The 15,653-nt window shown below is 43.4% G+C and carries 14 protein-coding genes and 1 pseudogene; 5 read left to right on the forward strand and 10 right to left on the reverse strand.

Annotation, left to right across the window (positions count from 1 at the left end; translation table 11 throughout):
* Positions 1-617: 617 nt before the first annotated feature.
* On the forward strand, positions 618-2,087 hold the full coding sequence (gene zwf, locus AC4E8A_RS15925) for a glucose-6-phosphate dehydrogenase (RefSeq protein ID WP_490198893.1): 1,470 nt from the start codon (positions 618-620) through the stop codon (positions 2,085-2,087).
* A gap of 24 nt (positions 2,088-2,111) precedes the next feature.
* Positions 2,112-2,654: pseudogene (locus AC4E8A_RS15930) on the forward strand (cyclase family protein).
* Positions 2,655-2,717: 63 nt separating this feature from the next.
* Here AC4E8A_RS15930 and AC4E8A_RS15935 read toward each other — a convergent pair.
* Together AC4E8A_RS15935 and AC4E8A_RS15940 are read right to left on the reverse strand one after the other, a co-directional pair.
* Positions 2,718-3,203 (reverse strand): GyrI-like domain-containing protein, encoded by a 486-nt coding sequence (locus AC4E8A_RS15935; RefSeq protein ID WP_490194310.1) that lies wholly within the window; start codon positions 3,201-3,203, stop codon positions 2,718-2,720.
* Positions 3,204-3,292: 89 nt separating this feature from the next.
* Positions 3,293-4,543 carry an MFS transporter gene (locus AC4E8A_RS15940; protein ID WP_490194312.1) on the reverse strand — a complete coding sequence of 417 codons (1,251 nt, stop codon included), beginning with the start codon at positions 4,541-4,543 and terminating at the stop codon, positions 3,293-3,295.
* Positions 4,544-4,693: 150 nt separating this feature from the next.
* On the opposite strand from AC4E8A_RS15940, the gene AC4E8A_RS15945 reads away from it, so the two are divergent.
* Positions 4,694-5,251 (forward strand): ArsR family transcriptional regulator, encoded by a 558-nt coding sequence (locus tag AC4E8A_RS15945; RefSeq protein WP_490194314.1) that lies wholly within the window; start codon positions 4,694-4,696, stop codon positions 5,249-5,251.
* A gap of 203 nt (positions 5,252-5,454) precedes the next feature.
* On the opposite strand, the gene gndA is transcribed toward AC4E8A_RS15945, so the two are convergent.
* Positions 5,455-6,867: an NADP-dependent phosphogluconate dehydrogenase gene (gene gndA / locus AC4E8A_RS15950; protein ID WP_490194316.1), complete on the reverse strand. Its 1,413-nt coding sequence runs from the start codon at positions 6,865-6,867 to the stop codon at positions 5,455-5,457.
* Between the two features lie 145 nt (positions 6,868-7,012).
* Positions 7,013-8,266: a DNA polymerase IV gene (locus tag AC4E8A_RS15955; protein WP_490198895.1), complete on the reverse strand. Its 1,254-nt coding sequence runs from the start codon at positions 8,264-8,266 to the stop codon at positions 7,013-7,015.
* A gap of 415 nt (positions 8,267-8,681) precedes the next feature.
* On the opposite strand from AC4E8A_RS15955, the gene AC4E8A_RS15960 reads away from it, so the two are divergent.
* Positions 8,682-8,849 carry a hypothetical protein gene (locus tag AC4E8A_RS15960; RefSeq protein ID WP_490194318.1) on the forward strand — a complete coding sequence of 56 codons (168 nt, stop codon included), beginning with the start codon at positions 8,682-8,684 and terminating at the stop codon, positions 8,847-8,849.
* Between the two features lie 90 nt (positions 8,850-8,939).
* Here AC4E8A_RS15960 and AC4E8A_RS15965 read toward each other — a convergent pair whose 3' ends face one another.
* The 4 genes from AC4E8A_RS15965 to mce form a co-directional block, all read right to left on the reverse strand.
* On the reverse strand, positions 8,940-9,404 hold the full coding sequence (locus tag AC4E8A_RS15965) for a chemotaxis protein CheW (RefSeq protein WP_490194320.1): 465 nt from the start codon (positions 9,402-9,404) through the stop codon (positions 8,940-8,942).
* Between the two features lie 216 nt (positions 9,405-9,620).
* A complete protein-coding gene (locus AC4E8A_RS15970) occupies positions 9,621-10,742 on the reverse strand; it encodes a tripeptidase T (RefSeq protein WP_490194322.1) in 1,122 nt (373 codons plus the stop codon).
* Positions 10,743-10,821: 79 nt separating this feature from the next.
* Entirely contained in the window at positions 10,822-12,369 is a 1,548-nt protein-coding gene (locus AC4E8A_RS15975; protein ID WP_490194323.1) for an acyl-CoA carboxylase subunit beta, read from the reverse strand.
* Between the two features lie 2 nt (positions 12,370-12,371).
* Positions 12,372-12,785 (reverse strand): methylmalonyl-CoA epimerase, encoded by a 414-nt coding sequence (gene mce / locus AC4E8A_RS15980; protein ID WP_490194325.1) that lies wholly within the window; start codon positions 12,783-12,785, stop codon positions 12,372-12,374.
* Between the two features lie 176 nt (positions 12,786-12,961).
* Here mce and prli42 point away from each other — a divergent pair, with 176 nt between their 5' ends.
* Positions 12,962-13,057, forward strand: coding sequence for a stressosome-associated protein Prli42 (gene prli42 / locus AC4E8A_RS15985; RefSeq protein ID WP_490194327.1), 96 nt, complete (start codon positions 12,962-12,964; stop codon positions 13,055-13,057).
* Between the two features lie 1,047 nt (positions 13,058-14,104).
* Here prli42 and AC4E8A_RS15990 read toward each other — a convergent pair.
* Positions 14,105-14,608, reverse strand: coding sequence for a L,D-transpeptidase (locus AC4E8A_RS15990; protein WP_490194329.1), 504 nt, complete (start codon positions 14,606-14,608; stop codon positions 14,105-14,107).
* A 32-nt stretch (positions 14,609-14,640) separates the two neighbouring features.
* Positions 14,641-15,633 carry an aromatic acid exporter family protein gene (locus AC4E8A_RS15995; RefSeq protein WP_490194330.1) on the reverse strand — a complete coding sequence of 331 codons (993 nt, stop codon included), beginning with the start codon at positions 15,631-15,633 and terminating at the stop codon, positions 14,641-14,643.
* Positions 15,634-15,653: the final 20 nt, after the last annotated feature.

Here is a 15,653-nt window from a genome sequence, read left to right on the forward strand (position 1 = left end):
AATCGAATGTCCTGCTGATATATAAGGACTGAACACCGTTTTAAAAAATGCCCGCCATTCTGTAATAAGAATACGGATTGGAGACAAGCTAATGAAGACATAGGCTGGTCATTCAGGATGCCTTATTTTTCGAATTAGTATGTCACTAAAGCGAATTATTGTGTACTATATAATAGGCTCTGTCCCAAACCTGACAGCATATGATTTGCTAAATAGATAGTAAGTCTTTAAAATTAAGTACTTGTATGGAGTTCTTTTCAAAAGGCTCTTTTCGTAAACTTTGTTGCTATTCAATATAAATTTCAACTAATATCCTGGTAAATCGTCGTTAAAACCGCGGTGAGCAGGAAAGAAAAGAGCTGCACGTTCTTTTTCGAGAGTAAAACCCTATGAATACAGGGGAAAAATCCGGCACTTGGGATTTTTCCGAAAGCAACAATATATGCGAAAACAGCCTTTCAAAAAAAGGATACAGCAAAAATTATACTATTGCTGATTTGTTATGATTGGTATCTTCGGTCTGACTGGCAGTCATCAAACATACGAAACAGCTATCATAATAGGAAAAAAGTGAGGTCTTAGCAGTGAAACATAATGATACACCATCTACTTTACTAATGATTTTCGGTGCAACTGGAGATTTGGCCAAAAGAAAGCTTTTTCCTTCTCTATATCACCTCTTCAGAAAAGGAAAATTCGCTAAAAATTTTGCTGTCATCGGCGTTGCCCGCCGTGAGCTGTCAAATGAAGAATTCCAGGCACACGTCAAGGATTCTGTCCTTACATCCATTGGGAAAGATGAGAACATTGAAGAATTCGTTTCTCATTTCTATTATAAATCCAATGATGTTTCTGACAGTGATTCATACATAGAATTAAATCAGCTGGCAGCTCAATTGGATGAACAATATCAGCTAGAAGGCAACCGGATTTTCTATCTTGCCATGGCACCTGAATTCTTCGGCACGATCACTGATCATTTGAAACAGGATGGATTGACAGATACTAAAGGCTTCAAACGCCTTGTCATTGAAAAGCCGTTCGGCCATGACCTTGAGTCTGCAGAGGTTCTCAATAATCAAATACGCGCCTCTTTTTCAGAAAAAGAAATCTATCGTATTGACCACTATCTCGGAAAAGAGATGGTTCAAAACATTGAGGTCATCCGGTTTGCCAACGCCTTGTTCGAACCTTTATGGAACAACCGCTACATTTCCAATATCCAAATCACTTCGAGTGAAGAGCTTGGTGTAGAAGAACGGGGCCGCTACTATGAGAAGAGCGGTGCATTAAGGGATATGGTACAAAACCATATGATGCAGATGGTCGCACTTTTGGCAATGGAACCTCCTATTAAACTGACGACGGATGAGATCAGAAGTGAAAAGGTCAAGGTGCTGAGAGCCCTTCGGCCGCTTAAAGATGCAGAAGTGAAAAATTACTTTGTACGCGGGCAGTACGATTCTGGTTCAATTCACGGCACAGAGGTACCAGGTTACCGTGAAGGCAGCAATGTCGATACAGAATCAAATACAGAGACCTTTGTTGCCGGAAAATTGATGATTGATAATTTCCGCTGGGCCGGGACGCCATTCTATATCCGTACAGGAAAACGAATGGAAGCAAAATCTACCAAAATCGTGATTCAGTTCAAGGATATCCCAATGAACCTTTATTACAACACGGACAAACAATTATCACCAAATCTTCTCGTCATCCATATCCAGCCGGAAGAAGGCATTACCCTGCACTTGAATGCCAAAAAGACAGGAGAGAACATTGAAACCACACCTGTGAAACTTAACTTCGTCAATAACGGCGTCGACGGTATGAATACGCCGGAAGCCTATGAAAAACTTCTGCATGACTGCATGCGCGGAGATGCCACAAACTTCACTCACTGGGATGAAGTGAAACTTTCCTGGGCATTTACGGATACAATTTCAAACGTTTGGGAAAACACAACAGAAGAAGAATTCCCTAATTATCAAGCCGGATCAATGGGTCCATTGGCAGCAGACAAGCTTCTGGCACAAGACGGATTCTTCTGGTGGCCATTCTCTGCACTCGAAGTGGATGAATGCTAATAGGGGTGAATGTGAAGTTCTACAATTACTTCACCACACTATAAGGGGATCCCGGTTTATAAGAACAAGCCGGAAATCGATACGAACACTAACGGCATGTTATTGAGTTGAGAATCTCCATGGATGTTCATACATGAACCCATATCGATCTCCTCTGCACATGATCAATGACGGCGACACCATTGAAACGATTGATATCCTGCAACTTGTTGTCCGTTCAGTAAAAGTGTTGGATCTGCTGACCTCAGTGGAAGAAAAAATTTCAAAGAAGGATATCGAAAACCATGATATCCAGGAAAATGATTTTTCTTCTGTTCAAAACCAGGAACTCCTGGGACACAGAGTTCAACTTTGACTTCATTTATGCAGCAGAAGATGCTGCGGAATATTTGAAGGAGAAGAAAATTGCCGGAACAGGCATTGACTCCCCCGGTATAGAAAGAGCCCAGGAAGGCCATCAGTTGAAGACATTGAAGAAGGCACCTATACTTCATGGTGGCTGCACCGTTGAAAATCCAAGGGACCGATGCATCACCACCAGCACGCATCATCCTGATGGATGAATAAATTGAATAAAACGAAAGACTCGTCAGCTGACGAGTCTTTTTTATGGCCAACCGAGGCAGCCGGCTATGAAGAAGTAACTGGATTATATACATCCACCTGATTGTCCGCTACGGACCACCTTCTGTAGATCTCCAGATTCCAGCCTTCCATTTGCCTCTGGTACCCCCTTTCATCCAGCCATTGATGCAAATGAGAATATATACCAAAGATTTGAGAAGCATGACCCTCGAAATGAAGAACACCGTATTCTTGAGCAGGGATTACCAGGCTCACCATACCCTCGGGAACTTCCTCTATTTCCTTCACTTCAAAGCAAACCCAATACCCATCGTCTTCCTGCGGGGAATCTGTCACTTTAAAGGCACCTATAAGTTTAACTGGATCAACCAAATGCTTAATCCCCTCTCTGTGCTCTTCCAATGAAAGGAAGGTTTTAGGAATTTCCCTGCTATAGCCATCTGTATCTTCGCAGACCACCCGGAAACCGACTAATTTCATTTCCCCCAGCCCTGTTACTCCTTTAACAACATGGGATTCTGCTTTTTTCATTCATCTGTTCTCCTCTCGTCATTCAGCTTATAGTTATCTAGTTCCACAAAGAGAAAGGAAATCCTTTAAGGATCGATGAACCATCGCCATCACCCTGTTCTTTCCACTGCCTTCTGAGAAACTGGAGCAGCTGAAAGGCAGCCATAATACTTTGTCAGTGGAAAGATGAGGCTGACAGCTGCAAGGCAAAGACCTCCTGCTGTAACAGCCCATAATGGTCCAAGAAATGAAGCCAGTGCTCCTCCCAGGAACAGCCCTCCAAGCAAACTGGCATTGAAGCCGGCAGTAAGGATTCCTGTTATTCTCCCAAGTGCCCCATCAGGGACCCCTTGCATCAGCATACTGTTCAAGGGAACATTGATGAAGGGGTTGGAAACACCCAGCAAACTCATCCATATATAAAGAGAAACCAGCGGGACCGTTTTATGTAAATCGTAAACTGGAATGATTACAGCTGCTAAAATCCCTGAAAATCCAAATGAGATCATTATGAGCGTTTTATTTTTCATCTTTTTCATGAAGAATGGAACAGCCAGCGCACCGGCTATACCAAAAATACCGTCAATGGATTCCAACAGCCCAAAGTGAACCTGGCTAACTTTAAAGACATTCAGGATAATGGCGTATGCATTGGCACTTATAATACTCATCACAAAAGCTCCAGACATAAGAAGAAAAAAAATTCCGGTGATGAATCTATCACTTGAAACTGCCTTTAAGCCCTGCTTCAAGGATAATAAGTAAGACTCTCCCTTATTCTTCAACTGATCTTTCCCCTTTTCGTGAAGCTTCATCGCAAACAGAATCAACCCGGAAATGAAAAAGGTTGCCGCATCGATAATGAACATCAGAGAAATAGATTCAACAAGCAGCAGAAAGCCTCCAATGGAAGGAGCAATGATCATCATCGTCATATACGTTGACTGAGAAAGACTGACGGCGGAAGGGATATCATCCTTTTTTATAATAGTGGGAATAACAGCAGATTTAGCCGGCTCAAAAAATACAGAGCCTATACCCTGCAGGAAGATAAGGATAAGCAGAACAGAGATGGACGATTGGCCGGCGATCATCATCAGTACAATCAAAAACCGGTAGATGTCCGCGCCAACCATTACCCATTTTTTAGAATATCGATCGATCAGCGGTCCAACAAACGTCCCAAACAATATGCCCGGTAAATGGCGGGCAATCAAAATGTAAGCAAAGACCATCGGGTTATCTGTCAATCTTGAAGCAAGATAGATGATTAATAAATGCGAAAGACCATCCCCAAATTCCGATACCACTTGCGCGGACCATAAACGCCTGTAAGAACTATTTCTGAGTAGTTGAAACACCGAATCACCTCTTCATAAATTATTTTTATCGTTAAAATAATTTTAAATGATAAAAATAATTTTGTAAATAATTTCTTTTTACGCTCAAATTTTTTTTAACGATGAAATGTTATAATGGATGTGTGAATAAAGAAGACGAGGTGAACTCATTTGAATATAGCGAATATAGATAATCTTGAAGTCGCAAAAGCCATATTTGACCCAAAAATGGAGAGGATCATTCGGAGTGTCAAGCACCGCAGCAAAACCGTAAAAGAGATTGCCTCAGAACTGGAAGAAAAGCAGTCCCGCCTCTACTACCCTATCCAAAAGCTGTTAAAGCTTGGACTTGTCATGGTTGAGGAAGAAAAACTTGTGGGGAATATCATTGAAAAATATTATACTTCCAAGCATTTGCTTGAAAATGACATAAGCTTCAGCTTTGAAGGTGAATTTGCGAGACAGCACCAGGACTTCCTTCTTTCCACATTGATGTACAAATTTAATAAGGGATTCAACCAATTGAAGAATGATTTAATAGCAGAGCCATCCCCTGCAGAATCAAGCGCGATGTTTACGGAATACTCCCTGAACTTAACAGAAGAAGAGTTGCATCACTTACATAAAGAAATTGAAAAGGTAATGGAAGGCTATGACAGGAAGAGGGAAACCGAAGGAACAACATCATACCGGATGATGCTTATGACTTATAAAGATGAAGATGAATAATATACGCTGTCCTGGCGATATTGGCAGGACATTTTGTCTGAAGAGATCGCGGGAGACTTTCTGGGTATTGTGTATGCTTAATTTTATAAACTAATAAGAAAGATATAGACTTATAATCCATAAAGTCTGATAGGAGTATTTGCCCCCTGACTTTATTACAAACAAAGAAACGTCCCATTTAACGGGACGTTTCTTTTTAATACTTATTTGGACATCCACTCAGTGTGGAAAATCCCCTCTCTATCCGTTCGTTCATACGTATGGGCACCGAAGTAATCACGCTGCGCCTGGATAAGGTTTGCAGGAAGTGTTTCCGTACGGTAGCTGTCATAATAAGAAAGAGCCGCAGAGAAGCCTGGTACCGGTATACCATTTTGCACTGCAGTAGAAATGACATCGCGAAGGGCATATTGATAGCTTTCAACAATCTCCTTGAAGTACTCATCAAGAAGCAGATTGGACAGGTTTGAGTCTCTGTCGTATGCCTCTTTGATCTTTTGAAGGAATTGAGCACGGATGATGCAGCCGCCGCGGAAAATCATCGCAATTTCTCCATATTTCAAATCCCAGCCATACTCTTCTGAAGCAGAACGCATCTGGGCAAACCCTTGTGCATAAGAACAGATTTTGCTCATGTACAGCGCTTTTCGGATGGATTCAACCAATGCTTTCTTGTCGCCTTCAAATGGTTTTGCTTCAGGACCTGAAAGAACTTTGCTGGCTTTCACTCTCTCATCCTTTATGCTTGAGATGAAGCGGGCAAACACTGATTCCGTGATGATAGGAAGAGATACGCCAAGGTCAAGCGCGCTTTGGCTTGTCCATTTTCCTGTTCCTTTTTGTCCTGCTTTATCGAGGATCACATCCACCATCGGCTTCCCTGTTTCTTCATCTTTCTTGGTGAAGATATCAGCCGTGATTTCAATCAGGTAGCTGTCCAGCTCCCCTTTATTCCACTCAGCAAACGTTTCGTGCAGTTCTTCTGCACTGAATCCCAATACATGTTTCAACAGGAAGTAAGACTCTGAAATCAGCTGCATATCACCATATTCAATCCCATTATGCACCATTTTCACATAGTGGCCAGCACCGTCGGGACCGATATAGGTTGTACAAGCGTCTCCATTTACTTTTGCAGCGATATCTTTAAAGATTGGCGCCACAAGTTCATATGCTTCCTTCTGTCCGCCAGGCATGATGGATGGTCCTGTAAGGGCACCCTCTTCCCCGCCGGAAACACCCGTACCGATGAAATGGATACCTGATTCGCTGAGTTCATGATTTCTTCTGCGTGTATCTTCGAAGAATGTATTGCCTCCGTCGATCAGGATATCCCCTTTATCAAGATGGGGTTTCAGCTGTTCAATTGTTGCGTCCGTAGGGCCGCCCGCTTTCACCATCAGCAAGATTTTACGCGGAGTTTCAAGAGATTGAACAAATTCTTCAATACTATATGTACCAACTACATTTTTTCCTTTTGACTCATGAAGCATTTCTTCCGTTTTTTCACGTGAACGATTATAAACAGACACTGAATATCCTCTGCTCTCGATATTCCATGCCAGGTTTTTACCCATTACTGCAAGGCCGATCACACCGATTTGTTGTTTCGACATGTTCATACGTCCTTTCATTTTGTATTTAGTTTAGTTAAGTAAACAATCCTTATCAATTTAACAAAGATTTCTATTGCAGTGCAAACAATACACCTCGTCATTAGTTTGACATTGTGCAGAGTAAAATACTCAAGAAATAAATCTTCTATTTATCATCCCGCAAAAAATCCTTGTTAAAACTCGTGTCATTGTGAGGATCGCGCTTCACCTTTTTTATAGAGAATCCTTTTTGAATCACTTTCTTCCCAAACTTGTCCTGCAGCTTTTCAATCGTCTGGTACAGCGGTTCCTTCTTGGCATGTTCTTCAAATGAAAAGATATCGAGCTGGAGGGCCGCACCATTCCGTTCCACAAGGTCCTGGCCTGTCACTCCCAGGAGCCTGATCGAATTTCCGTTCCAATGTTCGAGGAACAAGGCTTTGGCGGCAGCAAAAACCTCTTCCTGTGCTCCTACAGGATTCCTTAATTTCTTGCTCCTGGTTATGGTCTTCCGGTCCTTGAACCTCATGGTAAGCATCACGGTGGAGGCAAGGGTATCTTTGGTTTTCATCCTTGCAGCCACTTTGGCAGAAAGCTGGTTCAATGTGTTCAGCAGCTCTTTTTGATTGGCCGTGTCCCGTGGAAGGGTGGTAGAGTTTCCTACGCTTTTAAAATCATATACCGAATCAGGATCAACCGGCCTGTCATCCTGGCCATTTGCCCGGGCTTTCAGCCTCAGTCCGTTGATACCCAGTTGGGATTTAAGGATGATTTCATTAGCCTTTGCAAGATTGCCTATTGTCGGGATTTCCATTGAATATAACTTTTGAGCTGTCTTTTCCCCGATTCCGTGCATTTCTTTTACATCCAGCGGCCATAATCTTCCCGGTAAATCTCTTTTCCGCAACACGGTTATGCCCATGGGCTTTTTCATATCAGATGCCGTCTTGGCCAAAAATTTATTGGGGGCGACACCGATGCTTGATGGCAGGTCGATCTGGGAAAGAATTTGATTTTGGATGGATTCAGCAATAAACAACGGACTGCCCAGCGAATAGCTCTCTGTAATATCCACGTATCCTTCATCGATGGAGACCGGCTCAACCAGCTGGGAGTACTGCCTGAGAATATCAAACATCCCTTGGGAAGCAGCACGGTACCGGTCAAAGTTCGGCCTCATGATAATGAGCTGGGGACAAAGCTTTTTCGCTTCCCATAAAGGCATTGTCGTTTTGACACCGAAACTCCTTGCTTCGTAGCTGCAGGTTACAATAATTCCGCGTCTTTCATCAGGATTCCCCGCAATAGCAAGCGGTTTGCCTTTCAGTTCAGGATTGTATGCCGCTTCCACCGATGCGTAAAAGCTGTTCATATCAACATGAAGAATAACTCTTCCATTTTTAGGATAATGAGGATGCATGTACACCAGCCCTTTTTCCGTATACTCGTTGAAGGAGCTCATATCCCCTTCCCTCTCTACTAGTGTACTACATAATAAGCCAGAGCACTAAAAAGCGGAAGCGGCCGTTCAGCACCGTACAGATTGGAGGGCTCTCGCATGAGATATAGGAATCACGAAGAGCGACAGCGATTCGATGATGACTAATCGCAAGGAGAGAGACCGAAATCTGCTAGGCGCTGGCCGTTGGGGCTGGATTGACTAAAAAGCGCAAGCGCCTTGATCAGCCCCGACAGGCATAAGACAAGCCGGCGGGAAGTCGGCACTTTGCCTTCTCGGCGGATGGGCTTATGACCCCGAGGGGCTAGGCGCTGGAGCTGGATTGATAAAAAGCGGAAGCGGCCGTTCAGCGCCGTACAGATTGGAGGGCTCTCGCATGAGATATAGGAATCACGAAGAGCGACAGCGATTCGATGATGACTTATCGCAAGGAGGGAGACCGAAATCTGCTAGGCGCTGGCCGCTGGGGCTTGGAGCTGGGTTGATAAAAAGCAAAAGCCCCAATCAGCAGTATACGGATTGGGGGCCATCGCCAATAAAATAAAGGACGAAATAAAATGCATTTTCGTCCTCGAACGCTGTATGATCTATTGGTCAATGAGCAATGACTCTGTACACCCTGCAGCTTATTTTCTTATTGATGGGCTTTCATATAATCCTGGATTTCTCTGATTCCTTCGAGGCTTCCTACTAAAATGTCAGGATCTATCATAGTGATGAGCCTGTTTTCAAGATTAATGACGCCAGAGAAGTACTTTGTCCTGGAATACGCCATCAATCCCACTTGAGTTAAGGCTCCTTCAGGAATGTCCAATATTTCTTTCGCTTCATGAACGACAATTCCAAGCGAGAGGACTTCTGATTTTAAAACAATCAGTTTCCCAGCAGCTGCAGATTCCTGCTGTCCATAGAGGATAGTGGAAAAATCAATGACTGGAACCAGCTCTCCCCTCACTTTTGTAAGGCCCAATACATAATCAGGCAGTTGAGGAATGGCGGTGATGTTTTCAGGTTTTTCGATTGATATCACATGACCGACAGGAATTGCATACTCCTCCTTGCCCGCATGAAAAATGACAGCTTTATTATTGATATCCATGTTAACGCTCCTTCAATGTCAAATATATGTAGTTTAGGAATAAGACTAATGTACCATATAATGTGCATTTTGTATCTTCTAAAAAGTCGTGCATATCCTCTCATCATATTTATCGGCACCAATTGATAAATTTACATTTGTTGACGTTAAGAGCTGATATTCAATAAATAAAAAAACAGGTCCCGCTTTTACACACGGAACCTGCCATAAGATAAATTACTCGCCTGCAACCTCTTCAACGATGGCAATCACCATTTCAGCAAGCTTGGAAAGCTCTTCAACAGACATTCTTTCATTTTTCGTATGAATTTCTTCGTACCCTACTGCAAGGTTGACTGTCGGCACGCCGAATCCGGCAATGACATTCGCATCGCTTCCTCCGCCGCTTGTCAGCAATTCGCTGGGACGTCCAATCTTTTGAGCTGCTTTACGTGCAACTTCAACGACATGATCGCCTTCACCAAATTTGAAGCCAGGATACATAACAATCACTTCGACTTCTGCAGTGCCGCCCATTTCAGAGGCAGCAGATTCAAATGCATCCTTCATTTTAGCTACCTGTGCTTCCATTTTTTCCGGAATCAATGAACGTGCTTCAGCAAGGATGTCCACTCTGTCGCAAACGATGTTTGTTGCACCGCCGCCTTCGAAACGCCCGATGTTTGCTGTTGTTTCTTCATCAATTCTGCCAAGAGGCATTCTTGAAATTGCTTTGGAAGCCATTGTGATAGCAGAAGCACCTTTTTCAGGGGCCACTCCAGCATGAGCTGTCTTCCCATTGATGGTCGCTCTTACTTTGGCCTGTGTCGGCGCGGCGACGATGATATTTCCGACTTTACCATCACTATCCAATGCAAAGCCATATTTTGCTTTCACTAATGATGAATCAAGTGCCTTCGCACCAACAAGTCCGGATTCCTCACCAACCGTGATGATGAATTGAATTGTGCCGTGCGGGATATTTTGCTCTTTCAAGACACGGACCGCTTCAAACATAGTTGCAAGGCCAGCTTTATCATCTGCACCAAGGATTGTCGTGCCATCAGAATATACGTACCCGTCTTTTACAGAAGGTTTGACGCCTACTGCTGGAACAACTGTATCCATATGGGATGTGAAGTAAATCGTATCTGCGCCTTCTTTTGTGCCTTGGAGTGTACAAACAAGGTTACCCGCCCCATGGCCAGTCTGTTCCATTGTGTCATCTTCAAAAACCTCTACTCCAAGGTCTTCGAATCTTTTTGTAAGAACCTTCGCGATTTCCGCTTCATATTTCGTTTCGGAATCAATCTGTACCAGTTCCAGGAATTCATTCAGTAAACGTTCATGATTAATCATACTTTTACCTCCAGTTATGTAGTCACTAGAATAGTATATCGCTTCTAGTGAAGGTCTACAAATGTTTGCAATCCTGCTATTAAAGTGGAATATTGCCATGCTTCTTCTTCGGGCGTTCCTCTTTCTTGTTTCTCATCATTTCAAGGCCTTGGATCAATTTGATTCTTGTTTCACGGGGATCGATGACATCATCGACCATTCCCCTCGCTGCCGCAACATAAGGGTTGGCAAATTTCTCTCGGTATTCTTCAATTTTCTGCTCCCGGACCTCTTCCGGGTTATCACTGTTCTGGATTTCCCTCGCAAATATGATATTGGCTGCCCCCTGAGGCCCCATGACAGCAATTTCAGCATTGGGCCAGGAATAAACCAGGTCTGCACCAATTGATTTACTGTTCAAAGCAACATAAGCACCGCCGTATGCTTTGCGGAGAATGACCGTCATCTTCGGAACGGTGGCTTCAGAATAGGCATAAAGAATCTTTGCGCCATGGCGGATGATACCGCCGTGCTCCTGCTTGATTCCAGGGAAAAAGCCTGTGACATCTTCAAATGTAATAAGGGGAATGTTGAAGCTGTCGCAGAATCGGATAAATCGTGAAGCTTTATCGGAAGAATCGATATCGAGACCTCCCGCCATCACTTTTGGCTGGTTGCACACCAGGCCGACCACTTCGCCTTTGATACGGGCAAGACCGACGACAATGTTCTTGGCGAACTCTTTTTGAACTTCCATAAAGGAGCCTTCATCCACAACCTGTCCAATGACCTTTCGAACATCATATGGACGGATTGCATCGAAAGGAATCAAATCTGTCAATTCTGGACGGTAGTCGTCTTCCTCATCCGCTTTCAGCAGTGGGGGTTTTTCTTCATTGTTCTGCGGAAGGTACGACAGCAGATCTCTTACCGAATGAAGAACCTCTTCTTCGGTTTCTCCCCTGAAATGAGCATTACCGCTGATTGTGTTATGTACTTTCGCGCCGCCGAGGTCCTCTGAACTGATTTTTTCTCCCGTTACGGTTTCAATGACCTTGGGCCCGGTAATGAACATCTGACTTGTTTTATCCACCATAAAAACAAAATCAGTGATAGCCGGCGAGTATACCGCTCCTCCTGCGCACGGACCCATGATAACGGAAATCTGCGGAATCACCCCTGAATAGATTGAGTTCCGATAAAAGATGTGGCCATAGCCATCCAGAGACACGACTCCCTCTTGAATCCGGGCACCGCCCGAGTCATTTAGGCCGATAAAAGGAGCACCATTTTTCACAGCCAAATCCATGACATTCGCTATTTTCTTTGCATGCATCTCTCCCAGTGCGCCGCCAAACACGGTGAAGTCCTGCGAGAATAAGTAAATGGGCCTTCCATTTACTTTTCCGTATCCTGTAACGACTCCATCTCCGGGACCTTTAATTCCATCAAGGCCAAAATCTGTGCTTCGATGTTCAATAAATGGGTTAAGCTCAACAAACGAACCTTCATCAACCAGGAAGTCAATTCGCTCCCTTGCTGTCAGCTTCCCCTTTTCATGCTGCTTTTCAATCCTCTTATCTCCTCCGCCAAGTTCTACCTCTCTGCGGCGGTCATATAGTTCATTAATCTTTTCATAGATATCCACGCTTACTCCCCCTTGATGGTATTCTTATCACAAAGCTCATATAATACGCCATGAGCCGATTTCGGATGCATGAATGCTACTTGTGCACCCCCTGCCCCTGGCTTCGGCCGTTCATTGATCATGTTGATGCCTTTCGCTTTCAGTTCTTCAATTCTTTCCTGTATACCATCTACTCCAAAAGCAACATGATGGATGCCTTCGCCTCTCTTGGCAATGAACGATGCAACCGGGCTTGCTTCATCCATCGGCTCCAATAATTCCAGCTTTACGTTTCCACCATCTATAAATGCTACCTTTACCTTTTGAGATTCCACCTCTTCAATTTGAAGAAGGGACAGGCCGAGAGTCTGGGTGTAAAAAGGCAGTGCCTCCTCCACAGACTTTACAGCTATCCCAATATGATCTACTTTGTTCAAAGATATCTCCCCTTTATAAAGAAGCTTAACATGTACTATATTCGCCAAGATTATGCTTTTTCCTGCAAAAAACCCAAATTTACGTAAGCGATTTCACATCACTGAGGGGTTGTCATCCTGGGCGAGGGGAGATAAAATAAGATGGTACATGATTTTTCTCTACGGGAGTTGAAAAAATGAGAAATAGAAAACTTCAAAAAACGGTTGTGTATTTAATGTTATTTGCGATGATTGCATCAACTATCATGATGGGACTAACCATGTTCTTATAAAAAACGTAAAAAAGCCCCCCCATTTTCTTGTAAATAACCCGTTCGGATGAGAGAGAGAAAATGCCTACTTGCTGGTGGTTTTGCAGGTTAAAATACAAAGACTTTTGCAGGCTGTTTTGAAGTGTATTATGAATGAAAATTGCACAAAAAAGAGGAGCTGCCAACGACCTTGCAGCTCCTCACTTCTATTATGCGTTATTCAATTAAGCCCCAGATCGGTTGAACAGCCGGTTTCCCGTTAAACTTTTGCATTCTTCAGCAATGAACCCAGGTTCTTTGCTAATTGAGGTTTATAGAGGGAAATATTCCCCTTAATTAGCAAATCGTATTGAAAACAGCTTAAATAGAGGGAGAAATTCCTCTTATTTGACTCAAAAAACGTGAAAATAGGCAGCTTTGCTTTGTATAAAGGGAAAAACTCCCTTATTTTCCGCAAAAACCACGTCTACTCTACATCTAACGGTAAAATCTCCCCTTATTTTTCTATCACTCGTTACTCCCCCTTTCTCTTCCCATCTAGTGTATCTGGCAACAACGAATCCGCGGACAAATTTGTAACATAAAATGCAGACCAGTTTGCAACACCACATAAATTTATGCGGTAGTGCAAATTGGCCTGCAAATCAGTATGCAGCAATAAGCGAAAAAACTTCAAAACCATTGGTATGCCGATAAAAAAACCGATACAAAATGCTATGCAAATTGTACCGCAAATTACCTTTCAATTTATTGGTTTCACCCTCTGTACTGAACGGGTTATTCTTGTAAATGGGGGGGACTTTTTTATGGGTTGGTTTGCTTTCCAGGCCGTTTCGGGCTAGATTTCCGCTGCATTCAAATATTGTTGCGGTTCGTTTTTAAGACATTTTTGGGCTGGTTTTCTGGTGTTCCTGTCCTTGAAATCGGCTCTCAAGACAATTTGGGACGGGTTTCTCGTGGTCATGACCTCGAAGGATGCTTTCAAGACACTTTGGAGCTGGGTTTCTGGCGGTCATGTCCTATAGAACGCTTCTCCACCAAACAAATCTTCCCAAACCAGCGGGATATTTATTGCATCGCTCCATACTCCTTCGCAAGCACTTCAAACGACTCCCCGCTCTTTACAATCAACACCTTTGTTCCCTGAGGAACCTTGTCAAAAAGAGCCTCCGCTTCAGAATTAAGCATCCTGATACAGCCATTGGAAATATACTTCCCGATACTGTCAGGGGTGCTTGTACCATGAATGCCGTAAATTCTTCCGTCTGTTCCTTCTGCATCAAATCCCATCCAGCGGGTTCCAAGCGGATTATCAGGATCTCCCCCTGGTATGTCCGTCTTCCGGTAATAAGGCTCTTTCGCTTTCACAGTTATTGTAAAAAGCCCCTGTGGCGTTAAGTCATCCGTTTTTCCAGTGGCAACCTTGTACTGATTCTGTATTTTTCCTCCCTGCACATAGGCAATCCTATTGATCTGTTTGTTTACAATTACAAACGGATCTCCCGGTAAAGGGTTTTTACCGAGCGGCCATATCGGGGAGACGATTAAAAAAAGGGAAAGAAGCAAGCGCATTCCTTTCACATCCTTTCAAGGATTCCTTGGAATTAGTTTGCTTCTTCAGGCTCCATCTCATTCTCTCTGCGGGCTCTTATGCCTTTAAAGGAACTTTTAATAAGAAGATAATCCTCCATCTCCCTCAAAAACTGAAACAATGCCGCTCTCGCTTCAAATTCCTCTCTTGTTTGCGGAAGCTCCATTTCCTCAAATTTCACTCTCATATCGTAGAGTTTCTTCAGATACAGCAAGGCGGTATTACCTGGATGGATATGTTCACTCAGTTCTTCCATGAAATCAGCAACCATTTTCCCCTGCTCGACCTTCAGAGAAATCGAGGTAACAAGGGGAAGCAGCCGCTGTAAGATATCAAATTGTTTTTCTCTCATTTTAAAATATAGATAATAAAGGTTTTCATGACGGAGAAAGTGATTTTCAACATCTTTGAATGCCAAGGTTTTGGCTCCATTAAGCAGCTTTTCCAACTCAGTGATTTCTTTTCCTTCCCAGCCCCTGTCTTCATTCGTCCTCAAATACCGGACAATTTCTGTAAAGATCCGATGAAAATTCTCTTCTACCTGTTCCTGGTAGGCGGCTAATTTCTTTTCCACACTTGGCATATAAAGATTGGCAAGCAGTGCAATCCCGATCCCGACGGCTATGATGCCGAGCTCATTCAAAATCAGGTCAGCTGTAACATTATGGGCTGAATAGACATGAAGGATGATGACACTGCTTGTGACAATGCCCTGAGTGATCTTCAGCGTGACGGTTACCGGGATGAAGAATAACAGCAGCAGCCCTATGATGATGGGATGATAAATAAGCAATTCAAAAAGAATGGAAGCGAAAATCATGGCCAGTACACAGGCAAGAAATCTGCTCCAGGCTGCTTTCAGCGACTTTTTCTTCGTGTCCTGAATGCAGAGGATGGTCAATATCCCTGCAGATGCAAAGTTTTCAAGACCGAACCATTGCGCAACTAATATTGCGACTGCCGTTCCCACAGCCGTCTTGGCCGTACGATAACCGATACGAAACATAAACAGCAGCTCCTGTTATT

This window comes from Bacillus sp. SRL337, from assembly GCF_984799155.1.

What these genes read in the sequence shown, in the direction of transcription:
- AC4E8A_RS15965 (WP_490194320.1), bottom strand. Translation starts at nt 9,404, where the DNA reads ATGGATATCAATAATAAAGCTGTCATTTTTCATGCGGGCAAGGAGGAG.
- AC4E8A_RS15995 (WP_490194330.1), bottom strand. Translation starts at nt 15,633, where the DNA reads ATGTTTCGTATCGGTTATCGTACGGCCAAGACGGCTGTGGGAACGGCA.
- AC4E8A_RS15955 (WP_490198895.1), bottom strand. Translation starts at nt 8,266, where the DNA reads ATGCATCCTCATTATCCTAAAAATGGAAGAGTTATTCTTCATGTTGAT.
- AC4E8A_RS15935 (WP_490194310.1), bottom strand. Translation starts at nt 3,203, where the DNA reads ATGAAAAAAGCAGAATCCCATGTTGTTAAAGGAGTAACAGGGCTGGGG.
- AC4E8A_RS15970 (WP_490194322.1), bottom strand. Translation starts at nt 10,742, where the DNA reads ATGATTAATCATGAACGTTTACTGAATGAATTCCTGGAACTGGTACAG.
- AC4E8A_RS15990 (WP_490194329.1), bottom strand. Translation starts at nt 14,608, where the DNA reads ATGCGCTTGCTTCTTTCCCTTTTTTTAATCGTCTCCCCGATATGGCCG.
- gndA (WP_490194316.1), bottom strand. Translation starts at nt 6,867, where the DNA reads ATGTCGAAACAACAAATCGGTGTGATCGGCCTTGCAGTAATGGGTAAA.
- zwf (WP_490198893.1), top strand. Translation starts at nt 618, where the DNA reads ATGATTTTCGGTGCAACTGGAGATTTGGCCAAAAGAAAGCTTTTTCCT.
- AC4E8A_RS15960 (WP_490194318.1), top strand. Translation starts at nt 8,682, where the DNA reads ATGAGATATAGGAATCACGAAGAGCGACAGCGATTCGATGATGACTTA.
- prli42 (WP_490194327.1), top strand. Translation starts at nt 12,962, where the DNA reads ATGAGAAATAGAAAACTTCAAAAAACGGTTGTGTATTTAATGTTATTT.